The 17,741-nt window shown below is 42.4% G+C and carries 15 protein-coding genes and 2 pseudogenes; 3 read left to right on the top strand and 14 right to left on the bottom strand.

Annotation, left to right across the window (positions count from 1 at the left end; all coding sequences use genetic code 11):
- Position 1: 1 nt before the first annotated feature.
- Positions 2-1,207, bottom strand: a complete 1,206-nt coding sequence (locus tag CU635_RS17500) for an MFS transporter (protein ID WP_101578677.1) — start codon at positions 1,205-1,207, stop codon at positions 2-4.
- Positions 1,208-1,473: 266 nt separating this feature from the next.
- Here CU635_RS17500 and CU635_RS17495 point away from each other — a divergent pair, with 266 nt between their 5' ends.
- Positions 1,474-3,513, top strand: a complete 2,040-nt coding sequence (locus CU635_RS17495; protein ID WP_101578676.1) for a molybdopterin oxidoreductase family protein — start codon at positions 1,474-1,476, stop codon at positions 3,511-3,513.
- Between the two features lie 67 nt (positions 3,514-3,580).
- On the opposite strand, the gene solA is transcribed toward CU635_RS17495, so the two are convergent.
- The 9 genes from solA to CU635_RS17450 all read right to left on the bottom strand — a co-directional run bounded on the left by solA (position 3,581) and on the right by CU635_RS17450 (position 12,543).
- The gene (gene solA / locus CU635_RS17490; protein WP_257985667.1) at positions 3,581-4,714 is read right to left on the bottom strand and encodes an N-methyl-L-tryptophan oxidase; all 1,134 of its coding nucleotides are present in this window, start codon (positions 4,712-4,714) and stop codon (positions 3,581-3,583) included.
- Positions 4,715-4,871: 157 nt separating this feature from the next.
- Positions 4,872-5,630, bottom strand: a complete 759-nt coding sequence (locus CU635_RS17485) for a maleate cis-trans isomerase family protein (protein ID WP_281258892.1) — start codon at positions 5,628-5,630, stop codon at positions 4,872-4,874.
- A gap of 62 nt (positions 5,631-5,692) precedes the next feature.
- Entirely contained in the window at positions 5,693-6,469 is a 777-nt protein-coding gene (locus CU635_RS17480; RefSeq protein WP_101578673.1) for an ABC transporter permease, read from the bottom strand.
- Positions 6,470-6,505: 36 nt separating this feature from the next.
- Complete coding sequence (locus CU635_RS17475) at positions 6,506-7,255, bottom strand: ABC transporter permease (protein ID WP_101578672.1); 750 nt, start codon at positions 7,253-7,255, stop codon at positions 6,506-6,508.
- A complete protein-coding gene (locus tag CU635_RS17470) occupies positions 7,252-8,064 on the bottom strand; it encodes an ABC transporter ATP-binding protein (RefSeq protein WP_101578671.1) in 813 nt (270 codons plus the stop codon). The genes CU635_RS17475 and CU635_RS17470 overlap by 4 nt, the downstream gene beginning before the upstream one ends.
- An 88-nt stretch (positions 8,065-8,152) precedes the next feature.
- The gene (locus tag CU635_RS17465) at positions 8,153-9,220 is read right to left on the bottom strand and encodes an ABC transporter substrate-binding protein (RefSeq protein ID WP_180955660.1); all 1,068 of its coding nucleotides are present in this window, start codon (positions 9,218-9,220) and stop codon (positions 8,153-8,155) included.
- Between the two features lie 54 nt (positions 9,221-9,274).
- A complete protein-coding gene (leuD, locus tag CU635_RS17460) occupies positions 9,275-9,904 on the bottom strand; it encodes a 3-isopropylmalate dehydratase small subunit (RefSeq protein WP_101578669.1) in 630 nt (209 codons plus the stop codon).
- The gene (gene leuC, locus CU635_RS17455; RefSeq protein ID WP_101578668.1) at positions 9,901-11,325 is read right to left on the bottom strand and encodes a 3-isopropylmalate dehydratase large subunit; all 1,425 of its coding nucleotides are present in this window, start codon (positions 11,323-11,325) and stop codon (positions 9,901-9,903) included. The genes leuD and leuC overlap by 4 nt, the downstream gene beginning before the upstream one ends.
- Before the next feature lie 15 nt (positions 11,326-11,340).
- Complete coding sequence (locus tag CU635_RS17450; protein WP_101578667.1) at positions 11,341-12,543, bottom strand: CaiB/BaiF CoA transferase family protein; 1,203 nt, start codon at positions 12,541-12,543, stop codon at positions 11,341-11,343.
- A gap of 235 nt (positions 12,544-12,778) precedes the next feature.
- On the opposite strand from CU635_RS17450, the gene CU635_RS17445 reads away from it, so the two are divergent.
- Together CU635_RS17445 and CU635_RS17440 are read left to right on the top strand one after the other, a co-directional pair.
- Positions 12,779-13,450: a GntR family transcriptional regulator gene (locus CU635_RS17445; RefSeq protein ID WP_101578666.1), complete on the top strand. Its 672-nt coding sequence runs from the start codon at positions 12,779-12,781 to the stop codon at positions 13,448-13,450.
- Positions 13,447-14,331, top strand: coding sequence for a hydroxymethylglutaryl-CoA lyase (locus CU635_RS17440; RefSeq protein WP_101578665.1), 885 nt, complete (start codon positions 13,447-13,449; stop codon positions 14,329-14,331). Before CU635_RS17445 ends, CU635_RS17440 begins: the two co-directional genes overlap by 4 nt.
- 79 nt (positions 14,332-14,410) lie before the next feature.
- On the opposite strand, the pseudogene CU635_RS17435 reads toward CU635_RS17440, so the two are convergent.
- The 4 genes and pseudogenes from CU635_RS17435 to CU635_RS17420 all read right to left on the bottom strand — a co-directional run.
- A pseudogene (locus CU635_RS17435) lies at positions 14,411-14,806 on the bottom strand (glucosamine-6-phosphate deaminase); the annotation flags it as partial.
- An 83-nt stretch (positions 14,807-14,889) separates the two neighbouring features.
- Positions 14,890-16,143 carry an MFS transporter gene (locus CU635_RS17430; protein WP_101578664.1) on the bottom strand — a complete coding sequence of 418 codons (1,254 nt, stop codon included), beginning with the start codon at positions 16,141-16,143 and terminating at the stop codon, positions 14,890-14,892.
- A 15-nt stretch (positions 16,144-16,158) separates the two neighbouring features.
- Positions 16,159-16,483: pseudogene (locus CU635_RS17425) on the bottom strand (glycoside hydrolase family 130 protein); the annotation flags it as partial.
- A gap of 49 nt (positions 16,484-16,532) precedes the next feature.
- Positions 16,533-16,814, bottom strand: a complete 282-nt coding sequence (locus CU635_RS17420) for a hypothetical protein (RefSeq protein WP_483860572.1) — start codon at positions 16,812-16,814, stop codon at positions 16,533-16,535.
- Positions 16,815-17,741 lie beyond the last annotated feature (927 nt).

The raw sequence follows: 17,741 nt of genomic DNA, 5'->3' as shown, positions 1-17,741 counted from the left end.
TTTAAATGTTATAAGTCTTATCTTTTTTAACGAGGGATTTTTCTGATTTTACAATGAGTGAATATCCAACCATTAACAAACCAAAGATCAAAGAAACAACACCAATCCAATGAAAATGTACCCAGAAGTAACCGCCGAAAGAACCGACCAAGCTTGATCCAAGATAGTAAAATAGTAGATAAAGAGCCGAAGCCTGTGCTTTATAGTTTACGGCAGACTCACCAACCCAGGCGCTCGCAATCGAATGACAGGCAAAAAATCCAAATGTAAAAATGGAGATTCCTAATATTTTAACTAATAATAAAGGGACAAGTGTCAAGATTACACCGCTAATCATAATCGCAAGAGAAATTTTTAACGTTTTCGAATACCCGAGTTCATCCGCTTTCCTCCCCATAAAAATAGAACTGAAAGTGCCGAACAAGTATACGACAAAAATAAATCCTACCACTGTTTGGCTTAAATTATAGGGTGGTTCAACGAGTAAAAAGCCTATGTAATTATATAAGGTTACAAAGCTCCCCATTAATAAAAAGGGCAGCGCCAACAGGGTCATCAGTTGTTTATTTTTAAAATGAGATTTATAGGCTTCACATGCAGCTTTCCATTGTAAAGGCTTTTTCACATGATGGCGAGGGGCGGGAAGAGTCAGCCAAAACACAATACTTAAAAGAATCGTCATAATTCCCACCGCGGACAACGCGATCTGCCAAGTGAACAGATCGGTCAGTGCAGCCGTAACAATTCGTCCAGAAAGCCCGCCTATACTTGTTCCACTTATATAGAGTCCCATCACCTTGCCGATTTCTTTCGGACTGAATTCTTCCGAAACATAAGCCATCGCAATCGAAGGAATTCCGGCGATAAATATCCCTAACAAAGCCCGGTAGATTAAGAGAGTCATAAAATTTGGACTGAACGCGGACAGCAATCCAAGGATAGATGTCGACAGCATCGAAAAAATCATGATCTTTCTTTTGCCAACCGCATCCGATAATGCGGCTGCAATTAACATCACAACCGCAAGCAATCCTGTTGATAAAGACAAAGATAAGCTTGCGACTGGAGCCGAGACGCCAAATTCTTTTGTAAAAACCGGCATCAATGGCTGGGTCGTATACAGGATTGCAAACGTCACAAATCCCCCAAGAAATAATGAAATGCTGGCCAGCCTCGATTGTTTTGTTCCTGATTGAATGTATTCCACAATGATCTCCTCTTATCTGCATACATTGGGTTATGAAGCTTTTAGATATGACTTGTAACAACAAGCGTATTTTTGTTTACTATCGTAACATTTTAGCATGGCGAAAAAAATAATTTTTGAATTTTAACCTACTACATGCAGATAAATAGGTTCGCCCGCGGTTATATAGATCATATTTTATTGATAGTGTTTTCCAATTATTTTATTATATTAAATAACTAAACTAATAAAGTTCGTATCCAATTTCATGTTTAAAGGAGAATTCCATGCAATCTTTTGTTGACCAAAAAACCGGTATCTTTCCTTCCGTCTGTTCGCTTGACTGTCCGGATCAATGCGGCCTGCTTGTCCATAAGCAAGATGGAAAAATCATAAAAATTCAGGGAGACACCGACCACCCTGTTACAAAAGGCAATATTTGCAACAAGGTAAGAAACATGACCTCGCGAATTTATGATTCGAACCGGCTTCAATACCCTATGAAGCGGATTGGAAAAAAAGGGGAAGGACAATTTGCGCCGATCAGCTGGAGTGACGCGATCAATATGATTGGTTCACGATGGAAGGAGCTGATTCAAACAGATGGACCTGAAAGTATTCTGCCTTACAGCTTTTATGGCAACATGGGAAGACTGAGTGCCGAGGGAATGGACCGCCGCTTTTTTCATCGACTCGGGGCCGCCCAACTGGATCGGACAATTTGTTCAGTAGCTGGTACTGTTGGCTATAAATATACAATGGGCGGCAGCTTTGGCATCGACCCGGAGGATACGGTCAATTCAAAACTGATTATATTCTGGGGGATAAATGCCGTCAGTACAAACATGCATCAGGTTGCCCTTGCCCAGAAGGCGAGGAAAAAAGGCGCGAAAATCGTGGTAATTGACGTGCACAAAAACCAGACAGGACAATTTGCAGATTGGTTTATCCCTATTTTACCTGGCACGGATGCCGCCCTCGCTCTTGGATTGATGCATATTCTATTCGCAGAAAATATGGCAGACAATGCCTTCCTGAAGCAATACACAGTCGGACATCTAGAATTGCGCAAACATGTTATTCAGTATGATCCGATTACGGTTTCAGGTATTACCGGCGTTCCGGTGGAAGACATCTATAAACTGGCCCGGATGTATGGCAGCACTTCACCCGCGTTTATTCGAATTGGAAATGGACCACAGCATCATGACAACGGCGGTATGTGCATCCGGACGATCGCCTGCCTTCCTGCCGTTACCGGCCAATGGCTTGCCAAGGGTGGCGGAGCCATCAAATCCAATGGAGGCTTTCTTGCTCCGAATACGGCGGCTCTGCAGCGCCCTGATCTACTGCAAAATAAAAACACAAGAACGATCAACATGAACCAGCTTGGCCAGGCACTGCTGGAAGCAGACCCTTCTGTAAAAAGTTTGTTTGTGTATGGAACGAATCCAGCGGTTGTTGCACCGGAAGGTAATAAAGTAATAGAAGGACTACTTCGGGACGACCTGTTTACCGTTGTCCATGATTTATTTTTAACAGAAACGGCCATGTATGCTGATCTGATCCTGCCGGCAACGAGCGCATTTGAAAACACCGATTTGTATACCTCCTACTGGCATCACTATATCCAGATCCAGCAGCCGGTCATTGAAAAGTACGGTGAATCTAAATCAAATGTTGAAGTATTGCAGCTGCTTGCCGAGGAAATGGGCTTTGACGATCAAGCTTTATATGAAACAGAAGCAGAAATGATCGCACAGGCACTTGATAACAAAAACAATCCTTATCTGGACGAGATTGATTATGAGGAACTGGCTTCCAAACAATATGTAAAAGCAAATATGAAGCCCCTGCTCTCTGGAAAACTGGCAACACCAAGCGGAAAAATTGAGCTTTATTCAGAGAAAATGGCACGGGACGGATATCCTCCGCTGCCAACGTATACACCGCTTGTTCACGACGGTGACTTTCCGTTCTTGTTTGTGCCCGGGCCAAATCATAATTTCTTAAACACAACCTTTGCAAATAATCAAAAGCATATCCTGCTTGAAAAAGAACCTCGTTTGCACATGAATGTTAAGGATGCTTCAGCGAGAGGTATTAACGACGGAGATCTGATCCGAGTATGGAACCATCGGGGAGAATGTGAGCTCAAGACTTCTGTAGGAGAAAATGTACTGGAAGGAGTAGTTGTCACGCAAGGGCTTTGGGCTGATCTCCCAGGTACAAAGCAACTCGTAAATACACTAACGCCTGATCGAATCGCAGATATGGGAGGCGGCGCCACTTTCTTTTCGGGGCGTGTGAATGTGGAAAAATTGTAGCTGACAAAAATTGATTACCCCAAGGAGATGATGTCTCTTTGGGGCTTTTTTTGTAACGCCGAAAAGTCTACTCTAAAAACCTTGCAAGTGAAAACGCTAATATATCATGCTTCGTTTTGCCCTCGGTCACCATTTCAGACAGGATTTCCCCAACTACGCTGCTGAATTTAAATCCATGTCCGGAGAATCCGGCAGCTATGAAGACATTGGGCATTTGAGGATGAACGTCAATGATAAAATCTTCATCGGGAGTCATCGAATAAATACAAACTTGACCATGGCTAGCAGTTTTCGAGGCAGAAGGAAAATACGATTGAACAAACCGGGCTAAATCCCCTTCATCCTCGGGCTGCGTGCCGAATTCCCGATTCATTAAATCAGGATCCATTTTTTGTCCGCTATCATGCCGGCCTACTTTAATGCCCTTCCCGAAGTTCGGAAAACCGTAAAAGGCGCTGTCTTCAAGCTGAAAAACAAAGGCTGGAAAGTTTTTATAACCGTACTGATGTTGTTCGTCTTCAAACCAGGCAACCGTTTTCCGAGTTGGTTCAATTGGCAGGTTCAATTCGGAAAGGAGCTTCCCGGTCCACGCCCCTGCGCAAACAATCACCTTTTCAGCGTGATATTCATTATCTTTTGTATGTACGACAGCCCTGTCACCATTTTGAACGATCGAAACAACGTCAGTATTTGCGATCAGCCTTGCACCATTATGAAGAGCCAGATTCCTATATGCGCGGATACATTCCTCCACAAGCAACACACCGCTGGACTTTTCCAGGCAGCCAACGAAGTTTGCAGGTAAATGAAGGCCTGGCCATCTCGTGTGGATTTCCTCTGAATTCAAATATGTAATAGGAAGATTAAATTCTTTGGCAGATTCCATTATCTCTTTTAAAAACGAAGATTCCTCATCCCCAATCGAGACAACACCTGTGTTTAGGAAAAGCTCTTTCCCGGCTTCAAGCTGCAGTTCATGCCAAAGCTGCTGAGCTCGTAGGGTCAGAGGCACATAGCTTCTCCCCTCACCGTAAGCATGCCTAATGATTCTGGTTTCTCCATGGTGGCTGCCAATTGAATGAGGTGGATCATAGGAATCTATCATTAATGTCTTTACCCCGAGCTTTGAAAGATAATAGCCTGCTGCCATCCCCATAGATCCTGCACCGACGATTACCACATCAAAATGATTCTCTGCCAATTTGTTCAACTCCCGTTTGCTGTTCATATTAGTCCGAACTCTCGCCTTCGCAATTTATTATCCACCAACAAAAAAGAGGTTCTCATACAGAGAGCCCTTCACTATTAAATATAAAAGTTTTTTTGTTTTTCATCAATCCGAACAATTGTGGAGCTAGTTAAAACTTTCCTGACAGCAAATATCCTGCGTCGGGGACCGCTGTGTTCAGATTCAATTCCTTAAGAATTTTATACACCGTTGAAGTTGCAGCTGATAAAACAGGAAGCCGCAACCTATCTTCAACCGTCTGAATAGCAGGAAGAGAAGGCATCTGAACACAAGCAGATAACACAACAGCGTCAGCTCCTTTTGTATTCAAACGAGTGGCATGATCAATAAGTTTAAGAGGCTCCAAACGGCCGACTTCAAGATTGTCCGCTACTTCGAGACTAATAGAATCAACTACTTCAATTCCCGCTGTATTTAGATATTCAATCACCATATTGGTTAAAGGCTTCATGTACGGGGTGATAATCGAAACCTTCGTCGCGCCAATCGTCTCAATCCCTTCAATCAGTGCCCCTGCACTGCTGACGATGGGCGCACCTCCTCCATTTTCGATCGTCGCTGCGGATAACTTTTCCTCTGAGATTTGGTGGTACCCTGGTCCCTGGCACATAATCGCAATCAAACAAGCATACGCCAACACATCACAACGGGCGTCGGAAAGCTCAATCGCACATCGTTCACTATCAATGTCCATCTTCTTTAACTCTTCCGGATTGACATGTTTCATTCGCATCCTTGACGAATGAAAGGTAAAAGTTTCGTTTGTCTGAAGCTGCTGCCTACTGTGAAGCATTGCCGGGATCTCAGTTTCCATTGTCGTGTTTGAGCTCGGTACGATTAAGCCAACTCGATAACTGTCACTCATCATTTGTTCCTCCATAAAGGTATTTACACCTGTGTTTTCTCTACCCGCCCTCTTACAGAGCTCTGTTACGATAAATTCATCTTACGTTTTCCAATCTTTAATTCATTCTTTTCCTGCCAGAGCAGAAATAAGAACGTAAAGAAAAACGCAATGAAAATAATGATGATGATCAAAGCAAGAATCGAGGCCGGTTCATTAAGCGACATATAATGGACTAAACGGTGTCCCAGCCCTTCATACGAAGCAAACATCTCTGCCAGGATTAACCCCAGAAAACAAAGGCTGAAACACATCCGCAGGCCAACGACAAGCTGCGGCATGATCGCAGGGATAAGGATCTGCCGTGCTTTTTGCGTAAAACTCATCCGATACGATTTTGCCAATTTTAGATAAATTTCAGGAACCGTTCTCGTTGCTTCCATACAAATAATCATCATCGGAAAAATTCCGTGGAAGACGGAAAATGCCATTCTTCCTTGAATCGTTAGCCCAAAAATTAATAGGAAGATCGGGTACAAAGTCACTTTTGGAATCGAGTATAAGCCTAATAACAATGGTGACAATGTTTTGGTCCAAAAAGAACTTAAACCGATAAAAAACCCTAGTATCACACCGGAAATTGCCGCGATTAGGAATGAGATTAACAACGTAAGCAAGGTGTTTCCCATATCACCGAGCCAGTTTTTTGTGTTTTCCCCTAAATCTGCAACACTTTGCCACGGAGAAGCCATCGCCGGTGCTCCAATGATTTGGTAAATAATCTGCCAGAGCAGGATAACCGCGAGCGGGACCATATATCTGCCAAACTTATACCGTTTTTGGTTTAAAGTCATTTTATTCATGAAGTTCTCCTCTCTTCTATTGTTAGACCAAAGCCTTTACATGTTTCTTCTATATACTCTCGCTTCAATAAAACCGAGAACTACATTAACGAGCAAAGCGATCACAATCACAAGGAGAACCGAACCGTACATCCCATTCATATCAAAATTGTTGTACGCATACGAAATGGTATAGCCTAATCCGCGCGAAGAGAGGATAAACTCCGTTGCAATCACCCCAATAATTGAATAGGCCGCCGCCAGTTTGACCCCGGTGAAAATATACGGCCATGCAGCCGGAAAATAAATATGGATCAACATTTGCCGAAACGAGAGATTACACGATTCACCGACTTTAACGAGCACCTTTCTGATTTCCCGGAAACCGATGGCGGTATTGCTGATTACGGCTGGCATGGCAAACAGCAGTCCAATCATGATAACAGGCAAAGGCCCAATCCCCAAAATACTGATAAAAATCGGATACAAAGCAAAAAAAGGGATCGCGTAAAATAAAAGCAAATACGGTTGAAGGACATGGTGGGCTAGATCAGAGCGCCAAAGGACGATTCCAAAGATTATTCCAAATATCATCGCGCCAATGAAACTAGCCAAAATTTCCATGGCCGTGATCCCAAAATGGTTTGTTACATATTCCGGGTTGCCTAGATTGCCAATCATATTCGTAAACATCGTCGAAAAAGGGATAAAGGTGAACGGATCAAGCCAGTTCATTCGCGTAGCCACTTCATATAAACCCAATAAAGAGGCGACAATCATGATTTGGACAACCCGATGAAGTCTCATTGTCCTACCACCTTGTTGTTGTACTTCATTTCAGGTTTTTTCGTTAAAGATTCTTCTTCCAGGCTGGACCAGAGCATTTGCGTGATTTCGGCAAATTCCGGAGTGGTCAATGCATGAGCATCACGTGGTTTTGGCAGCTTGCTTTCAATAAGATGCTTCACCTTCCCTGGCCTCGCTGACAAGACGACAATTTTGTCTGAAAGCAGGGCAGCCTCCTGAATGCTGTGCGTGACGAGCACAACTGTTGCTTTCGTTTGTTCAACTATTTTCAGCAGTTCCCCTCCCAAAATCAATCGTGTCTGTTCATCCAATGCTCCGAACGGTTCATCCATCACAACTATTTCCGGCTGCGTCACGAGTGTCCTTGCGATCGCGACCCTCTGCCGCATCCCGCCTGACAACTCATATGGATAAGAATGTTCAAACCCTTTTAAACCAACAAGTTCAATCATATTTTTTGCTTTTTCCCGATATTCTGACTTTGGCCTGCCCTGCATTTGCAATCCAAATTCAACATTCTCCTGGACCGTTCTCCACGGAAAAGTAGACTCTTCCTGAAAGACAATCCCAATCGAACGATGGGGACCTGTGACCGTTTCACCTTTGATTTTTACGGAACCGGTTGTCGCCAGCCGAAGTCCTGACAAAATCTCCAGCAATGTCGTTTTACCGCATCCGCTTGGGCCAACGATCGAAATAAATTCCCCTTTCTGGACAGTAAAATCGATATCCTGTAAAGCGACCACTTCTTTAGCGTCGCTAGTATACACTTTTGTCAAACTTTCCACTTTCATTAATGGTTCAGCCATATGTGTCCGCCCCTTTGCTCATAAGTTTATGGTAATGGCAGGGGCCGGTCGATAAAAGTTCATCACCGGCCATGCTGATAAATCCAGTCTATTTATTCGTGTCCAGTTTGGACGGATCCAGCCTTTGATCATCCGGAAGGAAGTCCATGTTTAAAACCTCATCCCAGACAATTTCCTGGCCTTTCTTCAAAGTATTGGCCATCTGCATCCCTTTGACGACATTATTGATAGAGTCCAGTTCAATCTTGCTGTTCCAGTGTTTTTTATCTGCAAGATCCTTAATAGCTGCAACCGAAGCTGCTTCATCAATCTCAGCTGATTTGGCAAAAATCTTTCCTGCCTCCTCCGGATTTGCGTACGTCCATTCTACCGATTTCTGATAAGCAGTCAGGAAACGTTTAACTAAATCCGGGTTTTCCTTAATCAACTGCGGACTTGTTATGATAACGCTCTGCTGATAATTAGGCACATGATCGGAAACACGAAACAGGGTCTTCCAGTCATCCTTTTGAACAGAATAGGCAGGTTCCATCATTAATGTTGCATCGACTTCTCCTGCCTGCAGCATAGTCAATCCCTCACTGACTCCACCAGATGCAACGAGCTTCAATGTTTTTGGGTCAATACCGTTTGAGTCAAAAATTAATTGTGATGTTGTTTCTGTTACGGACCCGGGGTTTGTAAATGCCCATGTTTTTCCGACCATATCTTCGACCTTCTCAATGTCAGCATCCGGGCGGGTAACATAGACTAGATCACTAACACTTTGAACTCCGCCGCTGACGATCTTCAATGGAGCTCCGGCAAGATATGACTGGAGTACAGCAGAGGTAGATACATCGCCAAACGGAAGATCTCCAGACAATACATTACGCACCGTCGTTCCACCGCCACCGCTGCCAACAATCTTATTAATCTTGATTCCTTCTTCTTCAAAAAAACCTTGATCAATTCCTACATCGTAAGGAACCGCATACAATCCAGTCGGATAATGAGTGACAGAAATATCGATCTCATCGACCTTATCTCCTCCACCACTATCTTTTGAAGCCGATCCACTTGCCGGTTTTTCTCCACCGCATCCTGCAGCAATAAATAAAAGCAACATGATCATGACTGTAAACTTGCCCAACATCATCGTTCTTTTCCAATTCATTAGGTAACCCTCCTTGTATGTTATCGCTTTCATTTTCTTTTAATAAAGCCTCTATTAAGAATTTTTTGTAAACGCATCAGAATCAAGACGATAATAAATTTTATGTGTCTTCTCAAAAGCAGCAATTTTTTCTGCAAATTGCAAGGAAGCACCAATCTCGTCCAGCCCTTTGATCAACAGCTCTTTTCGATACGGAGCTACTTGAAAATGACTTATAAACCCTTGTTTGTCTGTTAAAGTTTGATTCTCTAAATCTATCGTTAGCTGGTAACCTCTTGTGCTGGCTGTTTTTTGAAATAGCTGTTCCACTTCTTCTTCACTTAGTTCAATCGGCAATATCCCGTTTTTAAAGCAATTGTTATAGAATATATCAGCGAAAGAAGGCGCTATGATCACTTTGATTCCGTAATCAGCGAGTGCCCATGGAGCGTGCTCTCTTGAAGAACCACATCCAAAGTTTTTCCGAGCCAATAATATCCCGGCATGCCGGTACTCCTCGTGATTTAATATAAACGTCTCGTTCTCTTTGCCATTTTCAAAGCGCCAGTCATAGAACAGAAATTGGCCGAAACCGGTTCTTTCAATTCTTTTTAAAAACTGTTTCGGAATGATTGCATCCGTATCAACATTGACTACATCCAAAGGAGCTACGATGTTAGTAAAATTCAAAAATGACTGTGTCATAGATTTATCTCCTCCGCAGTTTTCATTGGCCAAGTTCTAACGTCAACAAAATGCCCTTTGATGGCCGCAGCCGCTGCCATTTCCGGACTGACCAAATGCGTCCTAGCGTTCCTTCCCTGCCGGCCTTCAAAATTGCGGTTTGATGTTGAGGCACAGCGCTCACCAGGCAGGACGATATCTTCATTCATTCCGAGGCACATGCTGCAGCCTGCTTCCCGCCATTCAAAGCCCGCCTCTATAAAAATCTGATCCAGCCCTTCAGTTTCAGCCTGGATTTTAACTGCCTGAGAACCAGGGACTACTAAAGCTGTAACATTGTCAGCAACCCTGTAACCATTAACGATTTTCGCTGCTTTTCGCAGATCCTCAATCCGGCTGTTTGTACAGGAACCGATAAAGACCTTATTTATGGCGATATCTGATATTGCCGTATTTTCAGCCAATCCGATATAATTCAGGGCCTTTTCCGCAGCCCTTTTTTGAGCATCCGGAAGTTCGGCAACGGAAGGCACTTTTCCTGTTATGCCAGTTACCTGGCCAGGATTTGTCCCCCATGTCACCTGTGGAACGACTTCTGATGCATCAAACTCGACAGTTAAATCGAAAACCGCATCAGAATCGGAATAAAGTTTTTTCCATTCTGTCAACGCTGCTTCCCAATCACTGCCTTTCGGTACACACTCTTTATCCTTCAAGTATTGAAAGGTTGTTTCATCCGGTTCGATTAAACCTGCTCTTCCGCCCATTTCGATTGACATATTACATATCGTCATCCGCTCTTCCATCGACAGCTTGCGAATCGCTTCACCGCGATATTCGATTACACAACCAGTGGCAAAATCATGTCCAAATCTTCCTATCATAGCCAGAATTAAGTCTTTCGCTGTCGTGCCGGTTGGAAGCTCTCCATTGATATTGATCGCCAATGTTTTCGACTTGAATTGCTTTAACGTTTGCGTTGCCAATACATGTTCCACTTCACTCGTCCCAATTCCAAAGGCAAGAGCCCCAAATGCTCCATGGGTGGAAGTATGGCTGTCACCGCATACAATCGTCTGGCCTGGCTGGGTGATTCCCAGCTCCGGTGCGATGACATGGACAATCCCCTGATTTCGGCTGTTCAGATCAAAAAGCTTAATGCCGAATTCCCGGCAATTGTTGACGAGAGCGTCCACCTGTTTTTTGGCTATTTCATCTGTAAACGGCAGGTCCCGGTTTCTTGTTGGAATGCTGTGATCCATGGTAGCAATCGTTAAATCCGGTCTCCGCACCTTACGTCCTTTGATTCTTAGCCCTTCGAACGCCTGTGGTGACGTCACTTCATGTGTTAAGTGGAGATCAATAAACAAGAGTGCCGGTTGATTTTCCTCTTCATGGACAAGATGATTTTCCCAAATCTTTTCATATAAGGTTTTCCCCATTACGCAACTCCTTTTTTATATGACATTGGTATTCTTTAGCTCTTTCAGTCTTTCCTGGCTGTATCCGAGTAATTCTCTGTACACTTCATCATTGTGTTTACCAACCACTTCCGCTCCGGGATGCTTTATTTTCCCAGGTGTCCTGCTTAACTTCGGAACAACCCCCGGCATTGAAAACTCACCTAATTGGGGATGTTCAACATTTACAATCATTTCTCTTTCTTTATAGTGAGGATCCTCTAAAATGTCTTTTGCGGAATAGATAAGTCCTGATGGCACGCCCTTTTCCTCAAGAATTTCGAGTGCTTCCTTCGCTGGCAATGTTTTCGTCCACTCTTCGATCATCGAATCGAGCAGCTTCATATTTTCCCCTCTGGCATTATGCGTTGCAAACCTCGGGTCATCCGCAAGTTCAGGCTGATCCATTGCTTCACAAAGTCTAGTGAAGACATTATCTGCATTCGCACCAATAACGATGTAGGTTTTATCTTTTGTAAAATAAATATTTGAAGGTGCAACACCAGGAAGAATATTACCCATTCGCTCCCTCACATAGCCAGCCAGCAAGTAATCGGGAATGATACTTTCCATAATCGAAAATACCGATTCGTATAAGGCGGTATCGACGACCTGTCCTTTCCCGGAATGCTCTCTTTCATGAACCGCAACGAGACAGCCAATTGTTGCGAATAACGCGGCCAAGGTATCGCCGATTGAAATTCCAATTCTTGATGGCGGTCGATCCGGATAGCCTGTTACATAACGGAGACCTCCCATCGCTTCCCCCACACTTCCGAACCCGGCTCGATGTTTATAAGGTCCTGTTTGCCCGAAACCCGATGTTCTCACCATAATTATTTTCGGATTAATTTCAGCTAAAGTTTCATATGAAAGATTCCACTTTTCCATCGTTCCGGGGCGGAAGTTCTCGATGATAATATCCGTTTCCTTTACCAGCTCTCTTAAAATGGATTGCCCTGCTTCTTCACGTAAGTTTAGAGTAATCGATTTTTTATTTCTTGATTGAATCGGCCACCAAAGCCCAACACCATCTTTCGACTTTCCCCAGTTTCTCATCGGGTCTGATTTACCGGGTGGTTCCACCTTTATGACCTCAGCACCAAAATCGGCCAACAACCTTCCCGCAAAGGGACCAGCTAAAAGTGTGCCCAGTTCGATGACACGTAAATTTTCTAAAGGCAATCGATGTTTAGTCAATCGGATCCCTCCTGTCCGTGCTTTATCGTTTTAGCGCCGCTATTAAACTCACAAATCTAAATTTTCTTAATCTTGTATACAAATTTAATCTTTTGTATACAATAAGTCAACCACATTTTGAAAAATATTTAATTTTAAGCTAAACCGATTAATTTAACCGCTTACATTGATTGTTTTCAGAATATTATTGATATTCTTTCTTCTTTTGTATACAATAAGTTCGTGAGGTGTTTACATGTATGCATACGAATTTATAAAAGATGCGATTATCCAAGGAAAATACGAGCCAGGTATGAGGCTTGCGGAAGAAACCCTGGCAAAGGAATTGAACTTAAGCAGGACACCAGTGAGAGAAGCCATTAAACAGCTTGAAGCAGAAGGACTGCTTGTACCATTAAAGCGTGGAGTAAGTGTCAGGCATTTTACAAAAGATGATATCCGGCAAATATACGACTTAAGAACATTGCTCGAAGGATATGGTGCCAGCCAAGCCGCGATTAACCGCACAGATGACGATCTGAAGAGAATGGAAACAGCCAATCAATTATATGAAAAAGCGATCACCCAGTATATTGAATCAGATATGGACAGCATTAAAGAAATTGTCGATGTTAATCAGGAGTTTCATAATTCAATTGTCGCTGCTTCCAAGAACGCACATATATTCTTCCATATCTCAAAGGTTGTCGTTGTTCCGGTCGTCTTTCGGTCTTTTTACTGGTATAACCACTTTCAGCTCCAACAGTCTTTAGAAGTTCATAAAATTATTCTCCAAGCCATTAAAAATAAAGAGCCTGAGCGTGCCCGAATCGCCATGCATGAACATATTTTTCAGGGGCGCGACCATGTGTTAAGGCATCTTGAGGAAATCAAAAATAGTCATCTATTAAAGGAGGAAGATTCATGATCGAAATTTGTGAAGTAGGCCCCCGCGATGGGCTGCAAAATGAATGTAAAATCATTTCCACCGAAACAAAAGTAGAATTGATTAACCGTCTGATCGATGCTGGAATCCGCACTATCGAAGCCGTTTCATTCGTTAACCCTAAGGTCGTTCCGCAGATGGCTGACGCTGAAGAGGTGCTGCGATTGCTCCCGAAACGAGAAGATATCATATATGCCGGACTCGTCTTGAGCCGCTCAGGCCTGGATCGTGCTTTGAAAACAGATGTCAACTTCTTGCATGTTGTCACAGCTACAAGCGACCAATTTAATATGCGGAATGCGAAAAGAACCGTGGACCAAGCTGTGGAAGAATTAGCGAAGGTCATTCGTGAAGGTAGTGAAGCAGGCAAAGGCGTTGCGGGTGTGCTCGGCACTGCGTTCGGCTGCCCATTTGAAGGAGAGGTCCCTTTATCACGAGTGCTGAAAGTAGCTGAGAAATTTTTAGAATCAGGTTGTACGAAAATTACACTGGCCGATACAACAGGAATGGCAAATCCGATACAGGTTCAAAATATAGTGGAAGCTTTTAGAGAAGCCTTTGGAACAGACTTATCGTTAGGACTTCATTTCCACAACACTCGCGGACTTGGTTTGGCAAATACACTGGCAGGATATCAAGCCGGGGTTAACAGATTCGATTCCTCGATTGCAGGCTTAGGCGGCTGTCCCTTCGCGCCAAAAGCCGTTGGGAATGTATGTACAGAGGACATGGTCAATATGTTTCATAGTATGGGAATTGAAACTGGCACGGATCTAAATCAGCTCCTAGACATCGCTAAATGGATGGAAGAGAGCATGGAGCGTTCTTTGGATGGGATGCTGATGAAGGCTGGGATTGCTTAATATTGCCGAAGCTCCCTTGTTCTAGCAACCGGGAGCTTTTTTATCTTCAAATTTAAATTTAATCGAGGCAAAAAGTTAATCATATACTAATAGTTCTTAAAAATGAATTATTATCTGCAATGACTGTAACATTAGGATGCAGTTTTAAAATTGAAGCTGGAAAGGCTTCGCAAACATCACCTTCCAGCAGCCTGTGAAGAGCTTAGGCTTTTTCCTCTCCAGAAACAAGCAGCAAGATTTCTTTACTTTTTAAAATTGTCGAAATCCCCATTGTAATGGCATGAGCCGGTATTTCAGATGATTCATTGAAAAATCGCGAATTTGCCATCCTTGTTGTGTTGGCAAGCTCGACAACATGCGTTTTCGATTCGAAAGATGTACCCAGCTCGTTAAAACCGATATGCCCATTGCGGCCCAGTCCTAAAATTTGCAGATCGATACGCCCATTTTGCTCAATTAATGACTCATAATGGCTTTTGCGTCTCTCGCTTCTGCCCAGGTCGTCTATCCCCGGGCCTCAAAAATATAGTTACAATCCCTTCCTTGTTTTCTAAATAACTAGCTTGTAACTGCCAGATTAGACTTTTTGTTCCAAATTAAATATAGTACTGGGATCATAATAATATAAATAACTGGAAAAATACCGACTGAAATCGCTAAAAGATCCTCAATTTCAAATGCGCTTCGCATCCAAAGAAAAATGCCGACTCCGAGCATTCTTCCAACTCCGAGGGGGATTTCTCTTATGATAATATAGTCCAACCGTTTCTCTTTATAATGTGGATCTTTTTCAATTGCTTCGTACAACAAGGCATTCATAGAAATGTATATCATGTTGGAAGTGATCGGTTTTAGAATCGTAAACAAAATCAATGTGAACAGAAACGGCGCAATTGATAAGAAAATCGAAGACAATGACAAGCCCATCGCTCCTATTGCGAAAACCGGTAATCTCAGTTTTGGCGACGAAGCTTTTGCGAGCCACAAAAAGGCGATAACGCTGACCAATTCTGCAAGAGTATTAAAGATTCCGAGACTCATCTCGCCCCCCGCGACCGTATAGATCATCATCGTAATTAAAAATGTTTGATAAACGCCAGAAACGATACCGTCGCCAAAGGACACGATATACATCCCTTTCCATTCCCGAGTCGGCTTTCGAAATACTTCCATTAAGTAGCTAACTTTTTCAATCGGTGATCCCACTACCTTCATTGAAGCGATCATTGCCAAAAAGTAAAAGATAACAGATAAACCAAAAACTAAATAGTATCCGGTAGCTCCTGTAAATAATTCAATAATAAACCCTGCCAGAAGAGGTCCGGCCAAGCCGCCAATCGTCGCCACGATTCCCTGTGCATACAAGAAGCGGTCTCTTTTTTCATTTGTTGTCATATCAAGAATAGCCATATGTGCACCAACGCTGTAAAAGCTGGTCGCAAGTCCCATAAGCGCGCCTAATAATATGACGTATGAGCTTAACGAGTCTTTTAAAATCAACATCAATAAGTAAGTCAAGATATGGAAAAAGATTCCCAATCTTAACGATGCCATTGGGGTCGTTTTTCTCGCAAACCATGCACATAAGCTGAAGCTTGCTAAAATTGAAAATGATAGAAAAAAAGAATAAATCGCCAGCAGCGAAAAACTTGAATCAAGCTTCCACAAAAATACATTTAAAAAAATCGCTGACAATGCAGAGGCAAAAGCAAAAAAGGCATTCATCACCAAATAATAGTTGGCTTCTTCTGAAAATATTTTAAATAGTCGTCCCATAATTACTCCCTGATTTCTGATTCTAACAATCAGCATTGTGGGGCCTGACCCCTAATAATAGTATACCAATGAGTCTAAAATGTCTGTTAAGCTTAGTTCGGCACAGGCCATCGAAGTGTCTGCTACACCATAATACATTTTAACAGTATCTCCTTCTGTAATGGCACCGCAAGAAAACACAACATTTCCAAAAAACCCGTCCACCTCATAATCAGCCTCAGGCTCTAAAATCGGCTTCTCTGACCGGGCAATTATCTTAGAGCAATACAGCTCCCATACAGTACCGGTCTTCTTTTGAAGCCCCGTGATAAAGCTCCAGCCAGCCCTTTTCTGTTTTAATCGGAACAGCTCCACCTCCAATCCGTCCGTTATTAAAAACGTGTGAACAGCTGGTTCAGGAATTTTTAAACAAAAATGCAGAGACGTCAAATCCTGAGCCGGTCCCCGGCCGTTTCCGTTCCAGGGTGCGAGTAATCATAATAAGCCTGGTGGCGCGACGCTTTTCTTCTCAGGGCATCGTACTCATACTCGACAAGCGAGCCATCCGGGTAGTAGACTCCTTTCAGGCGGTTGTCGGTTGTGTATTCGTACTTGATTGTGCCTTCCTTCGTTTCTTTTTCAACGAGGTTTCCATTGGCGTCGTAGTAATAGGATTTTTCGCCGGCCTGGACAAGCTCATTCAATTCATTATAACGGTATTTCGTGATTTTGCCGTCTTCATTTGTTCGATCCGGTTGCCGACGGAATCGTATTTGTATTCGGCTTTCTGGATCGGATCCTTCGAATAGTTCGGTCTTTCATTGAACGGATCGGGATCTTCTTCATAAAACTGGTTCCCAGTCCTTCGGGTCTAGTCCTTTATCGTATTTATTCTTTAGCCATAGCATAACTCCAAAGAGTAGAGGTGTTTTCGACTAGTTTTGCAGATGATTGTTATGCCAAAATACTCATTAAAAAACCTTGACAGGCTATGCTAATCAAGGTTTTTCACTAAATCCTTATAATGTTTTTAACTAAAAATACTATTTATCAAAACCTACATCATTACAGCTATAAATTGACTCGCCATTATCTAAATTTATTGGTTTAAGCCCGACTAACAACTAAGACTTAATATTAAAATCCAGTCTGGATTCAATTTTTTTTATGTCTTTTAGAGAGATTAGCATTAATTTCTGAATTCTCAACATTATTGTTATATTTCCTTTTTAGTATAACCCCTCTTGGGTCGGAAAAATTGATACCCTACTATACCAAGAGGGGCAGAATATTACTAGTTAACTTTTCTGTGAGCATTTCAATGATATTCTTTTAAAACTGGGTTCCAAAATAAAGTCCAATACTTATAATTAATCCTAATAGAAAGTAGATAGACATTAATATATAAGATTTAAGTTTAAAAAGAAAAAATGAAAATACTATACTAGAAGAACCAATAAATAAAAAGATAAAGTTACTTGAATTAGATGGAAAAGGAATTACAGGCTCAAAAAGGGTTACACTGCAATAAACTATTAATATTATTGTAAATACAAGTTTTATTTTCATCTCTTCCTCCCCAAAATTACCTCCGTATTGTCAAAAATTAAATATATAAATCAAGCAAATACATTGATATCAGAGGGTTTATAAGC

It is taken from the genome of Bacillus canaveralius, assembly GCF_002860125.1.
Classification (GTDB): domain Bacteria; phylum Bacillota; class Bacilli; order Bacillales; family Cytobacillaceae; genus Bacillus_BJ; species Bacillus_BJ canaveralius.
Note: the sequence above shows the minus strand (reverse complement) of the source record. Positions and strands in the feature narration are given on the sequence as shown.